This window comes from Bifidobacterium breve DSM 20213 = JCM 1192, from assembly GCF_001025175.1.
Lineage (GTDB): Bacteria > Actinomycetota > Actinomycetes > Actinomycetales > Bifidobacteriaceae > Bifidobacterium > Bifidobacterium breve.
In genome coordinates this window covers 2,004,036-2,017,655 of record NZ_AP012324.1, presented here as the reverse complement: position 1 = coordinate 2,017,655, position 13,620 = coordinate 2,004,036, and the positions used below count along the sequence as shown (strand labels likewise).

General features: G+C 58.3%; 11 protein-coding genes and 1 tRNA gene. 8 read left to right on the top strand and 4 right to left on the bottom strand.

Features of this window, described 5'->3' with window-relative positions; genetic code table 11:
* Window positions 1–48 precede the first annotated feature (48 nt).
* A complete protein-coding gene (gene obgE, locus BBBR_RS08865) occupies window positions 49–1,740 on the top strand; it encodes a GTPase ObgE (protein WP_003829777.1) in 1,692 nt (563 codons plus the stop codon).
* Window positions 1,741–1,845: 105 nt separating this feature from the next.
* On the top strand, window positions 1,846–2,979 hold the full coding sequence (gene proB, locus BBBR_RS08860; RefSeq protein ID WP_015439254.1) for a glutamate 5-kinase: 1,134 nt from the start codon (window positions 1,846–1,848) through the stop codon (window positions 2,977–2,979).
* A gap of 95 nt (window positions 2,980–3,074) precedes the next feature.
* Here proB and BBBR_RS08855 read toward each other — a convergent pair whose 3' ends face one another.
* Complete coding sequence (locus BBBR_RS08855; RefSeq protein WP_032738291.1) at window positions 3,075–4,337, bottom strand: polysaccharide deacetylase family protein; 1,263 nt, start codon at window positions 4,335–4,337, stop codon at window positions 3,075–3,077.
* Between the two features lie 141 nt (window positions 4,338–4,478).
* Here BBBR_RS08855 and BBBR_RS08850 point away from each other — a divergent pair, with 141 nt between their 5' ends.
* The 4 genes from BBBR_RS08850 to nusG all read left to right on the top strand — a co-directional run bounded on the left by BBBR_RS08850 (window position 4,479) and on the right by nusG (window position 7,101).
* Window positions 4,479–5,684: a pyridoxal phosphate-dependent aminotransferase gene (locus BBBR_RS08850; RefSeq protein WP_032738292.1), complete on the top strand. Its 1,206-nt coding sequence runs from the start codon at window positions 4,479–4,481 to the stop codon at window positions 5,682–5,684.
* A 214-nt stretch (window positions 5,685–5,898) separates the two neighbouring features.
* Window positions 5,899–5,974, top strand: a tRNA-Trp gene (locus BBBR_RS08845).
* A gap of 39 nt (window positions 5,975–6,013) precedes the next feature.
* Entirely contained in the window at window positions 6,014–6,241 is a 228-nt protein-coding gene (gene secE, locus BBBR_RS08840; protein WP_003829781.1) for a preprotein translocase subunit SecE, read from the top strand.
* Between the two features lie 32 nt (window positions 6,242–6,273).
* Entirely contained in the window at window positions 6,274–7,101 is an 828-nt protein-coding gene (gene nusG, locus BBBR_RS08835; RefSeq protein ID WP_003829782.1) for a transcription termination/antitermination protein NusG, read from the top strand.
* A 355-nt stretch (window positions 7,102–7,456) separates the two neighbouring features.
* Here nusG and BBBR_RS08830 read toward each other — a convergent pair whose 3' ends face one another.
* Window positions 7,457–8,410, bottom strand: coding sequence for a hypothetical protein (locus BBBR_RS08830; protein WP_003829783.1), 954 nt, complete (start codon window positions 8,408–8,410; stop codon window positions 7,457–7,459).
* Between the two features lie 616 nt (window positions 8,411–9,026).
* Here BBBR_RS08830 and rplK point away from each other — a divergent pair.
* Together rplK and rplA are read left to right on the top strand one after the other, a co-directional pair.
* Window positions 9,027–9,458, top strand: a complete 432-nt coding sequence (rplK, locus tag BBBR_RS08825; RefSeq protein WP_003829785.1) for a 50S ribosomal protein L11 — start codon at window positions 9,027–9,029, stop codon at window positions 9,456–9,458.
* A gap of 15 nt (window positions 9,459–9,473) precedes the next feature.
* Complete coding sequence (gene rplA / locus BBBR_RS08820; RefSeq protein ID WP_003829786.1) at window positions 9,474–10,166, top strand: 50S ribosomal protein L1; 693 nt, start codon at window positions 9,474–9,476, stop codon at window positions 10,164–10,166.
* 272 nt (window positions 10,167–10,438) lie between these two features.
* On the opposite strand, the gene BBBR_RS08815 is transcribed toward rplA, so the two are convergent.
* Together BBBR_RS08815 and BBBR_RS08810 are read right to left on the bottom strand one after the other, a co-directional pair.
* Window positions 10,439–11,296 (bottom strand): PucR family transcriptional regulator, encoded by an 858-nt coding sequence (locus tag BBBR_RS08815; protein WP_021649514.1) that lies wholly within the window; start codon window positions 11,294–11,296, stop codon window positions 10,439–10,441.
* Between the two features lie 78 nt (window positions 11,297–11,374).
* Entirely contained in the window at window positions 11,375–13,480 is a 2,106-nt protein-coding gene (locus BBBR_RS08810) for a DUF6020 family protein (protein WP_032738293.1), read from the bottom strand.
* Window positions 13,481–13,620 lie beyond the last annotated feature (140 nt).

Below are 13,620 nucleotides of genomic sequence, written 5' to 3'. Positions count from 1 at the left end.
TTTCAAGCCGCGCCCGTAAGGACGCGGCTTTTTTGTAAGGTAATCAATATGAGTGATTTTGTGGATCGAGTAACCGTCCATGTCCGTGGTGGCGACGGCGGCAACGGTTCGGCCGGTATTCGTCGCGAGAAGTACAAGCCGTTGGCCGGGCCGAACGGCGGCAATGGTGGCGACGGCGGATCCGTGGTATTCGTGGCCGACCGCAACGCCACCAGCCTGCTTGACTATCGGTTCATGCCACATCGCACTGCCGGTAACGGCACGATGGGTCTGGGTGACAACAAGGATGGCTCCAAAGGCGAGGATCTGATCCTCCCCGTGCCGTGCGGCACTGTGGTGTTTGAAGCGCGCGGCGAGCAGGGCAAGACCAAACATCCTGGCGAGCAGCTTGCCGATTTGCGCCATGAGGGCGACCGCGTTGTCGTTGCGCAAGGTGGTGCCGGTGGTTTGGGCAACATCGCACTGGCCAACAAGACCCGTCGTGCTCCTGGATTCGCCCTGCTTGGCGAACTGGGTGAAGAGCGCGATGTGATTCTGGAGCTCAAGTCCATCGCCGATGTGGCGTTGGTGGGCTTCCCATCCGCCGGCAAATCGTCCCTGATTGCGGCGATGAGTGCCGCCAAGCCGAAGATCGCCGACTACCCGTTCACCACGCTGGTGCCGAACCTCGGCGTTGTTATCGCCGGCGATTCCCGGTACACCATCGCCGACGTGCCCGGCCTGATTCCGGGTGCGTCAGAAGGCAAGGGGCTGGGTCTGGAATTCCTGCGCCATATCGAGCGCACGGAGATCATCGCCCATGTGATTGATTGCGCCACGCTGGAGCCTGATCGCGACCCGATGTCCGACTATCAGGCGCTGGAAAACGAGCTTGCGCTCTACGCCGACAAGCTGGAGTTGCCGCTGGGTGCGATTCCGATTCCCGAGCGTCCGCGTATCGTCATCCTGAACAAGATCGATGTGCCCGAGGCCAAGGAACTTGCCGAATTCGTGCGTCCGGAGTTCGAGAAGCTCGGACTGAAGGTGTTCGAGATTTCCACCGCGTCCCATGAGGGATTGAAGGAGCTGAACTTCGCCTTGGCTGAACTGGTGCATGAGATGCGCGAGGAAGTGGCCAGCCGCGAGGAGGCCGAAGAAGAAGCCCGCGTGGTCATCAAGCCTCTTGAAAGGACCGGTCGTCGTCCTCGCCGCGCTGACGAGGGCGGCAACGCACTCGACTTCACCGTGGAACGCCGTGAGCTCGGCAACGGCGAGGTGTTCTACGAGGTTCGTGGTGCCAAGCCGGAGCGTTGGGTCATGCAGACCAACTTCGACAACGACGAGGCCGTGGGCTATCTGGCCGATCGACTGGCCAAGCTCGGCGTGGAAGACGAACTGCGCCGCAAAGGTGCCCGTCCAGGCGATGAGATCCGCATCGGACGAGGCGATCGCATGGTGGAATTCGACTGGGATCCGACCATCTCCGCCGGTGCCGAAATGCTCGACGGCTCCAACCTTGGTGCACGCGGCAAGGATTTGCGTCTTGAAGAGCAGGATCCGCGCGCTCACCGCCGCTCCAATGCCGAACGTCGTGCCCAGTACCACGAGATGATGGATGCCCGTGCGGCTGTGCGCGATGCGATGATGGCTGAACGTAAGGCCGGCCACTGGGCCGACCCGACCGTCGATGATGATCGCCACGATGAGACCAGCCTGTTTGGTCACGGCGAATCCGCCGACGATAGCGCATCGGAAGAATAATGAAGTTGCTCCCGCCGGCGGGAGCTGCCGAGCACAGCGAGACGGGGTAGTCCTGGTCGGCTGCAGATTGACAGCTCCACCGTCGGAGGCGGAATTGGAAAGCAAATGAGCACACCAAGTCAGGCCGAGGTACGGCGCATGATCGCCGCTGCCGGCACTATCGTCGTCAAGGTCGGATCTAGCTCCCTGACCCAGCCGAGCGGGCACCTCGACCCTGACAAGCTCGACGCTCTTACCGCCGCATTGGCGCAGGTACGGCTGATGGGTGCCCGTGTGGTGCTGGTCTCTTCCGGTGCTATCGCCGCGGGTTTTGGCCCGTTGGGCTTTGATGAGCGACCGGCTGATGTGGCTACCCAGCAGGCCACCGCCGCCGTGGGACAAGGCCTGCTGATGGCCCGCTATGAAGCTGCCTTCGGCCGGTTCGGTATTCGGGTGGGACAGATTCTGATCACCGCGGAAGACACGATTCGAGCCACCCAGTACCGCAACGTGGAACGTACGTTGGATCGGCTGCTCGATCTGGGCGTGGTGCCGATTATCAATGAGAACGACTCGCTGGCCTCCAACGAGATTCGTTTCGGCGATAACGACCGGCTGTCTGCTTTGGTGGCCAATCTGGTGCGTGCCGAAGCGTTGGTATTGCTCACCGACGTGGATGCGCTGTACACCGCACCGCCTGCTCAGCCCGGATCGCGCCGCGTGGAATATGTGCCCAACGTAATCGACGCGCTGGGCGATATCCAGGTGTCCGGCTCGGGCTCCAAAGTCGGTACCGGTGGCATGGTCACGAAACTTGAGGCTGCTCGTGTGGCGGCCGTTTCCGGTATTCCTACCGTGCTGACGTGCGCTTCGAATGCAGGCCCCGCAATGATGGGCGATCCGGTGGGCACGGTGTTTGCCCCGGTCAAGGCCCGTGGATCTTCGCGCCGCCTATGGATTGGTTTTGCGGCTGAACCGCGCGGCACGATTGTGGTTGATGCGGGTGCAGCCAAGGCCATTCGTGGTGGTCGGGCATCGTTGCTGGCCGCCGGCGCTCTCGATGTGCATGGCGATTTTTCCGCCGGCGATCCTGTATGGATCGATGACGAATCCGGCACGCATCTGGCCCGTGGTCTGGCCGGCTTCGACTCCGAGGAGATTCCGCAGACGCTCGGTCGCAATACGGCTCAGCTCAAGCGATTCCTGGGCGATCAGTACGCGCATCCGCTTGTGCACCGCGACAATCTTGTACTGGTGTGAGTCATTGCGTTGAAGCTCCCCTCTGATGAGGGAGCTGATAGGCGTAGTGAGAGAACTGTGAGAGGTCAGAGCCTGCCCTCATCCACTCGCTGTATTCACTGAATCGCCGCGATAAACGTATCCAGCGAGCCAGTGCCCTGAATGCGCACGCGTGGCAAGTTCATGGGATCGGCACCAACATCGGCCCAGCCATACTGAGTGGTAAACGCGGCCAATGTGCCGGTCTCCCTGACCGCCTCAATCGCGTCTGGCGTGGTATCGCCGAACGGATAGGCAAATGCCTGCAAGGAGCCGGTTACCTGTTCCGACTGCTTGAGATCATCCACAATCTCCTGATGGCTCATTGCGCTGATGCGTCCGCCGTGGCCGACCGTGCCGCCGGCGCGGTGCATGTCGAACGAATGCGATTCATACTCAAGATATGGCGTGGCGTAGGTCTTCATCTTGTTCAGTGCCTCGCCATCGGCCCCTATGATGAACGACGTGGCCGGCACCTTGTACTTGGCCAGCAGAGGGGAGCCGTACTGGAAGAAGTGCGGCTCGCCGTCATCGAAAGTCATCACGATGCTGTTCTTGGGCAGGCTGTGCTTGCCATCGATGAATGCGCGGACCTCGGGCCAGGACGGGTAATAGAAATTGTTCTGCGTCAGGTATTGCAGCTGCGGCTCGAGTGACGTGGTCGGAATCCAGTTCGCGTCAACGTCTGCAGGCGGATTCGCCGGATCGTAGACATAGTGGTACATCAGCACGGGAATACCGCCGGTCTGCTTATCCATCGTGTCCACTACTTTGACCGTGCGCGTGGCGGATGCCTCATGGCCGGTTGAATCATGAACCGTGTATTGCACCGTGTAATCGCCGGGAGTGTTCGTGTCTACGGTGCCGGTAGTGACAATGTTGCCGGTCAGTACGCCGTCTTCCGGCTCGATGGCATGTGCGCCGCCTTCCACATACTGCTCACCCTTGAGCACATAGGTGGTTTCGCTGCCGTTGACACCGATGACGATGTTGCCGGGATCCAACTGCGGCACGGTTTTACGGGTAAGTGATTTATGCGCGGTGGTCGGAAGCTGCTGTTGCATGGATGGCGCAGACTGCCGGACGAACCACCCATGCGCAACGACACCGACGGTGATTACCAAGGCCACTGCCACCACGGCTGCTACCACCAATACGGCGATACGCCGCGTGCGCTGTGCTGCGATTGCGGCAGCGGAACGGTGGCTGGCGTGTTGCCCGTAGTGCAACTGGCTGCCATGAGCGCTATGCGTTTCGGCATGGCGGCTGTACGCCACACGTGGCTCGACTGTGCTGCGGCGAGTCCCACGACTGCCATGGCTTTCGTGATGCTTTGCCATAATCTCTCCTCCGGCACGCTTTCCCAACCTGCTGCGCGCAGCTCCATTGCACCACAGACCCTATGCGGATGTCCAGTTTTGTTGAGACCTACAACACACTTCCAAACATCGTGCGTTGGGGTTATCGTAAGAGCCATGACTATGGCGCAATGGCAGATTCTTTCCGACCGTATCAACACTGTGGCACCGAGCGCTACGCTCGCCGTGGATTCCAAGGCCAAGGCAATGAAGGCCACCGGTCTTGACGTTATCGGTTTTGGTGCCGGTGAGCCGAACTTCCCGACTCCCGCGAACGTGGTCAAGGCCGCTGCCGATGCGTGCCTTGATCCGAAGAACTACAAGTACACGCCCACTCCGGGTTTGCCCGAGCTGCGCGAGGCCATCGCGGCCAAGGTGTTGCGTGACTCTGGCTACGAGGTAAGCGCTGACCAGGTAGTGGTGACCAACGGCGGCAAGCAGGCCGTATATGAGGCTTTCCAGATTCTGCTCAACGATGGTGACGAGGTCATCATCCCCACCCCGTACTGGACCAGCTACCCTGAGGCCGTGAAGCTGGCGGATGGCGTGCCGGTAGAGGTATTTGCCGGTGCCGACGTGAACTTTGAGCCGTCGCTGGAGGCACTTGAGGCCGCCCGCACCGAGCGGACCAAGGCCATCATCGTCAACTCGCCGAACAACCCGACCGGTGCCGTATGGAAGCCGGAAACTGTGGAAGCCATCGGACGTTGGGCTGTTGAGCACCACATCTGGATTATCTCCGATGAGATTTATGAGCACCTGAACTATGACGACGCGCGCACCACATATATCGGTGCTGCCGTGCCGGAATGCCGCGACCAGCTACTGGTGCTTAACGGTGTGGCCAAGACCTACGCGATGCCTGGCTGGCGTGTCGGCTGGATGGTCGCCCCGGCTGAGGTGGCCAAGGCTGCCACCAAGCTGCAGGGTCATATGACTTCGAATGTGGCCAATATCTCTCAGCGTGCCGCATTGGCCGCCGTATCCGGCCCTCTGGATGAGGTATACGAGATGCGTAAGGCTTTTGATGTGCGTCGCCGTGCGATTGTTGCGGCTCTGAACGACATCGAGGGCGTGTATTGCCCGACTCCGACCGGTGCGTTCTATGCATTTGCGGATATCACCGCGTTGCTGGGCAAGCCGCTGGGTTCCAACGGCACGGTGTGCGCCACTTCTGCCGATTTTGCCGCTGCTCTGTTGGACGAAGCTCACGTGGCCGCTGTTCCCGGTGAAGCCTTCGGCGCTCCCGGTTACCTGCGCTTCTCTTATGCTCTCGCCGACGACGATCTGGCCGAGGGCATGAAGCGTTTCAAGGACTGGGCGAAGTAAACCGTTCCTTTCCCCTCCGAAGAGGGGAGCGCATCCTGAGGGGAGTTTTGGGCGCGTTGAGCCCGGCTCCCCTTGGTCGTCTTTGGAGGCGATTTTGCAGTTTATCCGACACGCGATTTGCCTTAATCCACCCCAGCCGTTACTATAGCGATTTGGCGGTTTCCGCCATGGCGAAGCGTTCTCTACGGAACGTCAGCCGAGGTGAACTTCACCTAGGGAAGTGGCGCAATTGGTAGCGCAACGGTCTCCAAAACCGTAGGTTGTGGGTTCGAGTCCCGCCTTCCCTGCCAAGTTTCTTCAATAATCAAGCAGCTGATGCGAGGTACGGAATGGCTAAGACGAGCGCAAACGAAAAGGCAGTCAAGCCGAATGTCTTCATGCGTATTGGTCTGTTTATCAAGCAGATCATTGATGAGCTTCGCAAGGTCGTTACCCCTACTGCCAAGGAACTGTTCTTCTGGTCTTTGGCTGTGTTCATCTTCGTGTTGCTGCTGATGGCCCTCGTTACCGGCATGGACTTCGGTCTGGGCAAGGCCACGTTGGGTATTTTCGGCTGATTTACGCATAACCTGAAGGTGAATGACAACGCATGAGTGATGAACTGAATCTCGAGAACCTCGACGCTGCTCTGGAGAACGTGGATGCGGCGGCCGATGAGGCTCCTGTAGCTGATGCTCCGGCCGAGGCCGTTGAGTCTGCCGAACCTGTTGCCGAGGCTCCTGTGGCTTCCCCTGAAACCGTGGCTGAGTCTGCGGAAGAAGAATCCGAAGTCAACGAGTCCGAGCAGGCTGAGGAAACCGATGCCGGCCAGAAGGCCGTTGATGAGTTCTCCAAGTCGTTGCGCACCCTTGACGGTAAGTGGTACGTGCTGCACACCTACTCCGGCTACGAGAAGCGGGTGAAGACCAACATCGAGTCCCGTGTGGCTTCTTTCGGCATGGAAGATCAGATCTTCCAGGTCGAGGTGCCGATGGAAGAGGTCGAGAAGCACACCGAAAAGGGCAAGAAGGTCATCACCCGCGTGCGTGTTCCTGGCTACGTGCTGATTCGTATGTGGCCGGACGAGAACGCTCGCCGTGTCGTGCGTGAGACCGAAGGCGTGACCGGCTTCGTTGGTCCGTCCAAGGATCCGGCTCCGCTCTCCCGTCAGGAAGTCGTGGCCATGATGGCCCCGATGATTGCCTCCGAAGCGCTCAAGGCCGCCGGCGACAAGCCCGCTGCCGCCAAGAAGCGCAAGGTCGAGGTCTCCTATGCCGTGGGTGACCAGGTCACCGTTACCGATGGTCCTTTCGCCACTATGGCCGCTGTCGTTTCCGACGTGGAACCCACCACCCAGAAGCTCACCGTGCTCGTGTCCATCTTCGGTCGCGATACGCCTGTGGAGCTCGGCTTCCACCAGGTGCAGAAGCTCGACTAATAGGTTTAATAGCAAAAGCCCGGCCATCACGGTCGGGCTTTTTGTTGTTGTTAGTCATCGGGCATCTCGTCGCATCGTGACCGTAGTCGCAAACCGTAATTGCAGTCGTAACCGGTAACTTTGTAGTTCCTAGGGCATCCCCTGTTCGTTAGCGACAGGATTTTAGGAGATTGGGGTTGATTTCCTAAATATCTGTCATTGGCTTTGACTCAGTGACAGGATTTTAGGACGAAGCGGTTCTTTTCCTAAATTTCTGTCACTACGAGGACGCAGCATTGTGGAGCATCGCCGGTGTGATGTTGTTCCAGACAAATGTATGGACGGTGCCGTAGTCACCGTATGAGTTTGTCGTTTATTACCGAATTTTGGGTATGCCGATGGCGGTGAGTAGCGCATTCAGTCGTTTAAGATCGGAGACGTCTTCATAGAACAGGTGCTTGATGCTGGTGACTCCTTGCGTTTTGAGATTGGTGTCTCGCTGCCGTTCATACTCAAATTTTGCCATGAGATTAGCGCGGTTTGGATTACTGGTGTCCCTGTATTTGGCAATGCCGTCATATTCAACCACGATGATGCGTCCGTCGTGGAGCTTCCAGCAAAAGTCAACACGATACGGCATTTCGGGATTGGCGGGATTATCAAACTCAGTCTGGAATAAAGGCTCGGCGAAGCCAAGCTGCCTGATACGTGCATAGGCCCATGACTCGCCGCCGTTCTCTCGTAAGGGATTAGCGTAACGTAGCAGCCTTTTTACGTTCGTTTCGTTGCAGTCAGTTTGAACGATTAGGGTTTCGACGTCGAGCTTAGTTACATGTTGAAGTCGCAGTGCAGAATCGTAGATAGCTAGAGCTTTATCGAAAGGAAGCGAAGCACAGTCGATCAGTGTTCGGGCCGGTGAGGTAACGAGTATGCCCTGACATCGATATTGTGAACATCTTGCCATGTATATGCGATTCAGTCCGCTTGCCCCACCGCAATTTGCACCTTTTGGCGAGACGATATCCACCGTTCCGTTATGCAGAGAGTATGAGTGTTCATACTGGTAGACACAGGCGGCGCTCAATCCCGCGAACGTCCATGTCGGGTGGACTTTGGCTAATGCGCGGATGAGATGCATTGACTGTTGCTCAACGTTTAATGATTTCCAATATGACGTGGCTGCAAACAGATTGGGATAAGGAGAGACAACTTCTCCGATCTTTGTCCGCCGTCTCAAGGCGGTGTAGAGTTTGCCTCCATCGCCAATGGCGCAGCGTTGTTCTCGTTGTGCGGTTTGCAATAATGCGGCTACTTCCTTGTGCGTCTTCATTGTTTGAAACTAAACCGGGTGCTCTGGGATATGCAAGCCAGAACGACCTATGTGGTTCCAGCTTCCTGTGGATATGCCAGGGCAAATCATCGGCTGAATATGGTGCGGTGGATGCTTAGCGACAGGATTTTAGGAGATTATCCCAGTCGTCCTAAATTACTGTCGCTAAGTGAGTCTTAGTGACAGGATTTTAGGAGATTGGGGTTGGTTTCCTAAATATCTGTCATTGGCTTTGACTCAGTGACAGAATTTTAGGACGAAGCCGCTCTTTTCCTAAATTTCTGACGCTGGGGCGGTGCATTGATGTCGTTAGGTGGGTGGCGATTGTGGATGACGCAGTCCGATGATGAGAACAACTGTGGATGATGCTGCCGATGGCGAGAACCGGGGCGGACTTATGGCCAGTTGTTGTCCGGGTGAGACGACATAATGGGAAAGCTTGTGTCTGGAGGGAAGACCCGCTAGCACAGCACAGCAATATAAGTTGCGGGAGGAGACCGACCGCGGCCAAATATTGAGCACAATCGGATACCTAATGAGTCAAGACCGATTGGGCTGAATGGATGGACACGGACGGCGACCATTTGAACCGCGTTATAGAAAGAAGAACCATATTATGGCTCCCAAGAAGAAAGTCTCGGCGCTGATCAAGCTCCAGATTCAGGCTGGCAAGGCCAACCCGGCCCCGCCGCTGGGCCCGGCTCTGGGTTCCCACGGCGTGAACATCATGGATTTCTGCAAGGCATACAATGCCCAGACGCAGGACAAGATGGGCCAGGTCATCCCTGTCGAGATCACCGTTTACGAGGATCGTTCCTTCACCTTCGTTCTCAAGACCCCGCCGGCTGCAGCTCTGCTGAAGAAGGCTGCTGGCATTGAGAAGGGTACCGAGAACCCGCTGACCCACAAGGTCGGTTCTGTCACCAAGGCGCAGGTTCGCGAAATCGCTGAGACCAAGATGGAAGATCTGTCTGCTCGCGATATCGAAGCCGGCATGAAGATCATCGAGGGCACTGCTCGCTCGATGGGCATCACGGTTACGGACTGATAAGGAGAAGGACAGATGGTAAAGCGTTCCAAGAAGTACCGCGAAGCCGCTGAGCGCGTCGATCGCAACAACCTCTACACCGCCAACGAGGCCATTGCTCTGCTCAAGAGCATGCCCTCCTACAACTTCGACCAGACCGTCGAGGCTGTGTTCCGTCTGAGCGTTGACCCGCGCAAGGCTGACCAGCTCGTGCGTGGTACCGTCAACCTGCCTCACGGCACTGGTAAGACCGCCAAGGTCCTCGTGTTCGCTCGTGGCCCGAAGGCCACCGAGGCCACCGAGGCCGGCGCCGACATCGTCGGTGATGACGACCTGATCGCCAAGGTTCAGGGCGGCTTCCTCGACTTCGATGCCGTGGTTGCCACTCCGGACATGATGGGCAAGGTCGGCCGTCTGGGTCGTGTGCTCGGTCCGCGTGGCCTGATGCCGAACCCCAAGACCGGCACTGTGACCATGGACGTCACCAAGGCTGTCAAGGACATCAAGGGCGGCAAGATCGAGTTCCGTGTCGACAAGAACGGCAACCTGAGCTTCCTCATCGGCAAGATGAGCTTCGACGAGTCCGCTCTGGACGAGAACTTCAAGGCCGTGGCCGACGAAGTCAAGCGTCTGAAGCCGTCCACCGTGAAGGGCCGTTACCTGACCAAGGCAACGATCACCTCCACGATGAACCCGGGCGTTCCGGTTGATCCGAACACCCTGGCCTGATCGGGCTTAGCTCCGAGTAGCTAATCAAGGCGGTTCCCACTGTGGTGGGAGCCGCCTTTTGCTATATGCAGGTTGGTTGTTGGGTTGGGTGATTTCACGCTGCATGTCGGCAACAGCCGGCTGGGGGCGGCTCAGTCCTACTGTACGAGACAACGCCCTGCAATAGCCGCAGTGGCCTTCGTCTGCCTTGTCTGATGAGGCTGTCGCGTCATAGGCTGAATTGGTATGGGATACGATTCAGCGCATGCCAGCGGGGAGCACGAAAAAACGATTTACTGCGCTGTGGCCATACGCCCTAGAGCGATGGCCGTAATAAGCACGTACGCCTCACGCGGGTCGGTGGCGTCCCAACCGGTGGATTCCGCTGCACGCTTGAGACGGTACCGGATGGTGTTGGGGTGCACATTGAGTTCCTTGGCACAGGTCTCCAGTGATCCCCCGTATTTCAGGAACGTCGAGACAGTCAGCAATGTAGGGTCATCCGGTCCTGCAGCGGTTAGGCTACCGTACACCACACGGATCAGCTCATCGCGAGCATCTTCGTCGCCAATCAGCGCGCGTTCTGGCAGCGCGTCATCGGTGCGCAGCGGGCGGGGGAGGGACTGCGCGGTGGCAGCCAAGGCCGGAGCGGCTTTCAGACAGTACAGCGTGGCCTGAACGGATCGCATGGCGCCTTCGGCGCCGGTACGTTGCGGTCCCAAGGCGATAGGACGGTCGGCGTCGAAAGCCGGGGCGATGGTGTTACAGATGATTTCCGGTGTGGCCGCACCGACCGGACGAATCAGGGCCACAACAGCGGTACGGCCCGTACCATTGTCAGCGCCTGTGAGTCCGGTTATCGGACGTTCGGCAGTCAGACATGTTCCGCCAAAATCGGCCACGATTTTTTCAATGTCAACACGGCTGCGGGCGGCGGAGCGAGCGGGGTAGCCGGCAATGGCGTAGCAGGTAAAATCATGCTCGAAGCCAAGGATGGTGAAGAGCGAGGCCACGCGGTCGTCGGCCAGATGATTGAACAGGCACTCGAACAGCACAGTGCGTGCACGGTCGGTCGCAGAGATGCCGGAACGGTCTGTGAAATCAGACGAATTGGCGGCGTCGGCGGCAAGTAGTTCGAGAAAATCTGACATATATACCAGTCTAGCGTTGGCGGTACCGGCACTGGACAACGATTCTGCCGGCATCACATTGTCAATCGTTTTACGCAACTATTGCGGCAGGGTCGTTGTCGTCGATGCTGAAGATTGTGCCTGCCGAGCAATCCGACGTTCGGCCAAGGATTCACGCCAATAGGTGAGCACCACGAAACCGAACACGAACGCCACCGGAAGCATGTGCCGTTCAAAGTTGTTGGCCGGTGCGGTAATCATCACGCCCATAAGCAACAGTAGTGGAATATGGGTCATCAGTGTGAGCCAGCGGCGGCGAATCACTTCGGCGGCACCGATCAGCAGCGTCATCACCACATAGAAATTGCCGTGCGTAATCCAGCCGATCACCGGGATCTTGCCCCAGCTCCGGGTGAATCCAGTAATTCGCTCGCGCCAGTTGTGGTTGTAGCTCTTAATCCATGTGGAGTTCTTCTGCACGTAGTCGCTGGTCACGTAGTAGTCCATCGACACGTATGGCTGGTCGGTCACATTGAAGTAGCCGAAACACTTGGCCAGCAATGCATCCAGTGCGATAACCGGATTGTCCTTGACGATTTCGAACCATGCCTTATTGAAATTGGTCATGTCCTCGGGCGTCACCGTGCGCCACTTGTAGCTGACTTTCTTGGCTTGAATACCTGAGGATTTCACCGGGTCAGCATCTTGCTGGGAATAGGCGTCGGCCATTTGGTCCAGATTGAACACGTCAGAGAGATTCTTCTTGGCTTCCTCTGAGATGCCTTCTGGATTGCGGCTGGCCACACGGGCGATCATTTGCAACTGCACGCCGCGGCTTTCGATGGGGTCGCCGCCGATAATCGCCCCGGAGGAGATTGCAAGAGAGATGCCGCCATGAATCAGCATGGTGGGGATAAGCAGAGCCACGACGTAGGTTGTCCAACGACGGCGGTCGGCGATGAGCGCCAACACGATCTGTAGGGCGATGATGTACCAGGCGTACTTCGCGGAAATCAGCATCACTGCAGTGGAAAGAACGAACGCAACAAAACTATGACGTGGTAAGCGGATGGGTGCGGTAGCAGTCAGACCTTTGCGCTTTCCCGCGGGCTTCCATGTCTGGGTGAGCTCATACCAGATGCCGAACCACCAGACGAACGAGAAGGCGAACAGCGGCGATTTGGTGATGGAGATCGTGGCGAACACGGCCAGCGGGCAGCACAGGAAGAACACAAGAATCAGGAATCGGGCACGCCCCCCGGCAAGCTGGGGTGCGGAATCCTGTGCGATGCGCGCGCTGGTAGTCGAGGATACGCTGCCGGTGCTGGTGCTGGAGCCGTTCTTGTCCTTGGTTGACTGAGCCACGCCCATCCACGGTCGATTGAGGAATCGGTTGGCGGTTGCGGCGCAGCAGAATACGGCGAGCAGCATCTGTCCAGCGGCAAGCGCCACGATGCCTGCATCGTTCGAGCCGGTCAGATATCGCGAGAATGCGGCCACCGCACCGTAGAACACAGTGAGCACTACGTTATGCTGGTCGGTCAGATAAGTGGAGTCAGGCGGCCACATATAGTGCGCGGTGGGGTAGATGTCCATTGGCACGAAGGAGAAGAAGCCGATATACGGCTGTTGCAGGCCGGTCCATTGGTTCCAGGCCCAGCTGAATTCGCGGATTTGCGAGCGGATATCCGCGCCGAATGCGGACAGCAGGGTGGTCGGCACCCACAGCCAACCGATAAAGAACACGAGTGCGAGCTTCCAGAACCGATTCGTGCCGCGGGTGATCCAACGGCCCAAGGTGGCGAAGCGGGACGCAGCGGTGGCGTGACGCTTGGAGACATTGGAGTCGGCGACGACGGACTGGGACTGCGATGGTTTGAGATCCTGATTGCTGTGCTGCTGCCCGGCCCGGCTGAGTCTCCCGCTGATCGCCCGTGGCAGCACGCGCTGTCCCGCCGCAAAGCGCACCATAATCACGATGAGCCCAAGGTAGATGGCAAACGACAGCACAAAGAATGCGGTATTGGTCCAATTCCAATTGGCGATGGTGCCGTTTTCAAAATCCCAGTACAACGGTCCCACCGCTGTGCATAGTGCCAGCCACAGGCAAGCCAGTACGGCCAGCGTCCACCGTGCAGCAGCGCCCACACGGGCAAGGCGCGGGTGGGCTGCGGCAGCAGGCAGTGAAGAGGCTGGTGACGTCATGACAGTCTATGGTAGCCGCACAGGTCAACGGATGCAGATGTGTGATGGTCGCCGTCTCACCGGTGGATTGCAGACGCAGGTAAGGCCGCTATGACTGCAATCGTATGCGGGCCATCTGCATGGTGTGACTTTGCTCACGT

Bases quoted from the DNA above. Each gene is read 5' to 3' on its own strand.
- obgE (WP_003829777.1), top strand. From the start codon at position 49: ATGAGTGATTTTGTGGATCGAGTAACCGTCCATGTCCGTGGTGGCGAC.
- rplK (WP_003829785.1), top strand. From the start codon at position 9,027: ATGGCTCCCAAGAAGAAAGTCTCGGCGCTGATCAAGCTCCAGATTCAG.
- proB (WP_015439254.1), top strand. From the start codon at position 1,846: ATGAGCACACCAAGTCAGGCCGAGGTACGGCGCATGATCGCCGCTGCC.
- BBBR_RS08850 (WP_032738292.1), top strand. From the start codon at position 4,479: ATGGCGCAATGGCAGATTCTTTCCGACCGTATCAACACTGTGGCACCG.
- BBBR_RS08815 (WP_021649514.1), bottom strand. From the start codon at position 11,296: ATGTCAGATTTTCTCGAACTACTTGCCGCCGACGCCGCCAATTCGTCT.
- BBBR_RS08855 (WP_032738291.1), bottom strand. From the start codon at position 4,337: ATGGCAAAGCATCACGAAAGCCATGGCAGTCGTGGGACTCGCCGCAGC.
- rplA (WP_003829786.1), top strand. From the start codon at position 9,474: ATGGTAAAGCGTTCCAAGAAGTACCGCGAAGCCGCTGAGCGCGTCGAT.
- secE (WP_003829781.1), top strand. From the start codon at position 6,014: ATGGCTAAGACGAGCGCAAACGAAAAGGCAGTCAAGCCGAATGTCTTC.
- BBBR_RS08810 (WP_032738293.1), bottom strand. From the start codon at position 13,480: ATGACGTCACCAGCCTCTTCACTGCCTGCTGCCGCAGCCCACCCGCGC.
- BBBR_RS08830 (WP_003829783.1), bottom strand. From the start codon at position 8,410: ATGAAGACGCACAAGGAAGTAGCCGCATTATTGCAAACCGCACAACGA.
- nusG (WP_003829782.1), top strand. From the start codon at position 6,274: ATGAGTGATGAACTGAATCTCGAGAACCTCGACGCTGCTCTGGAGAAC.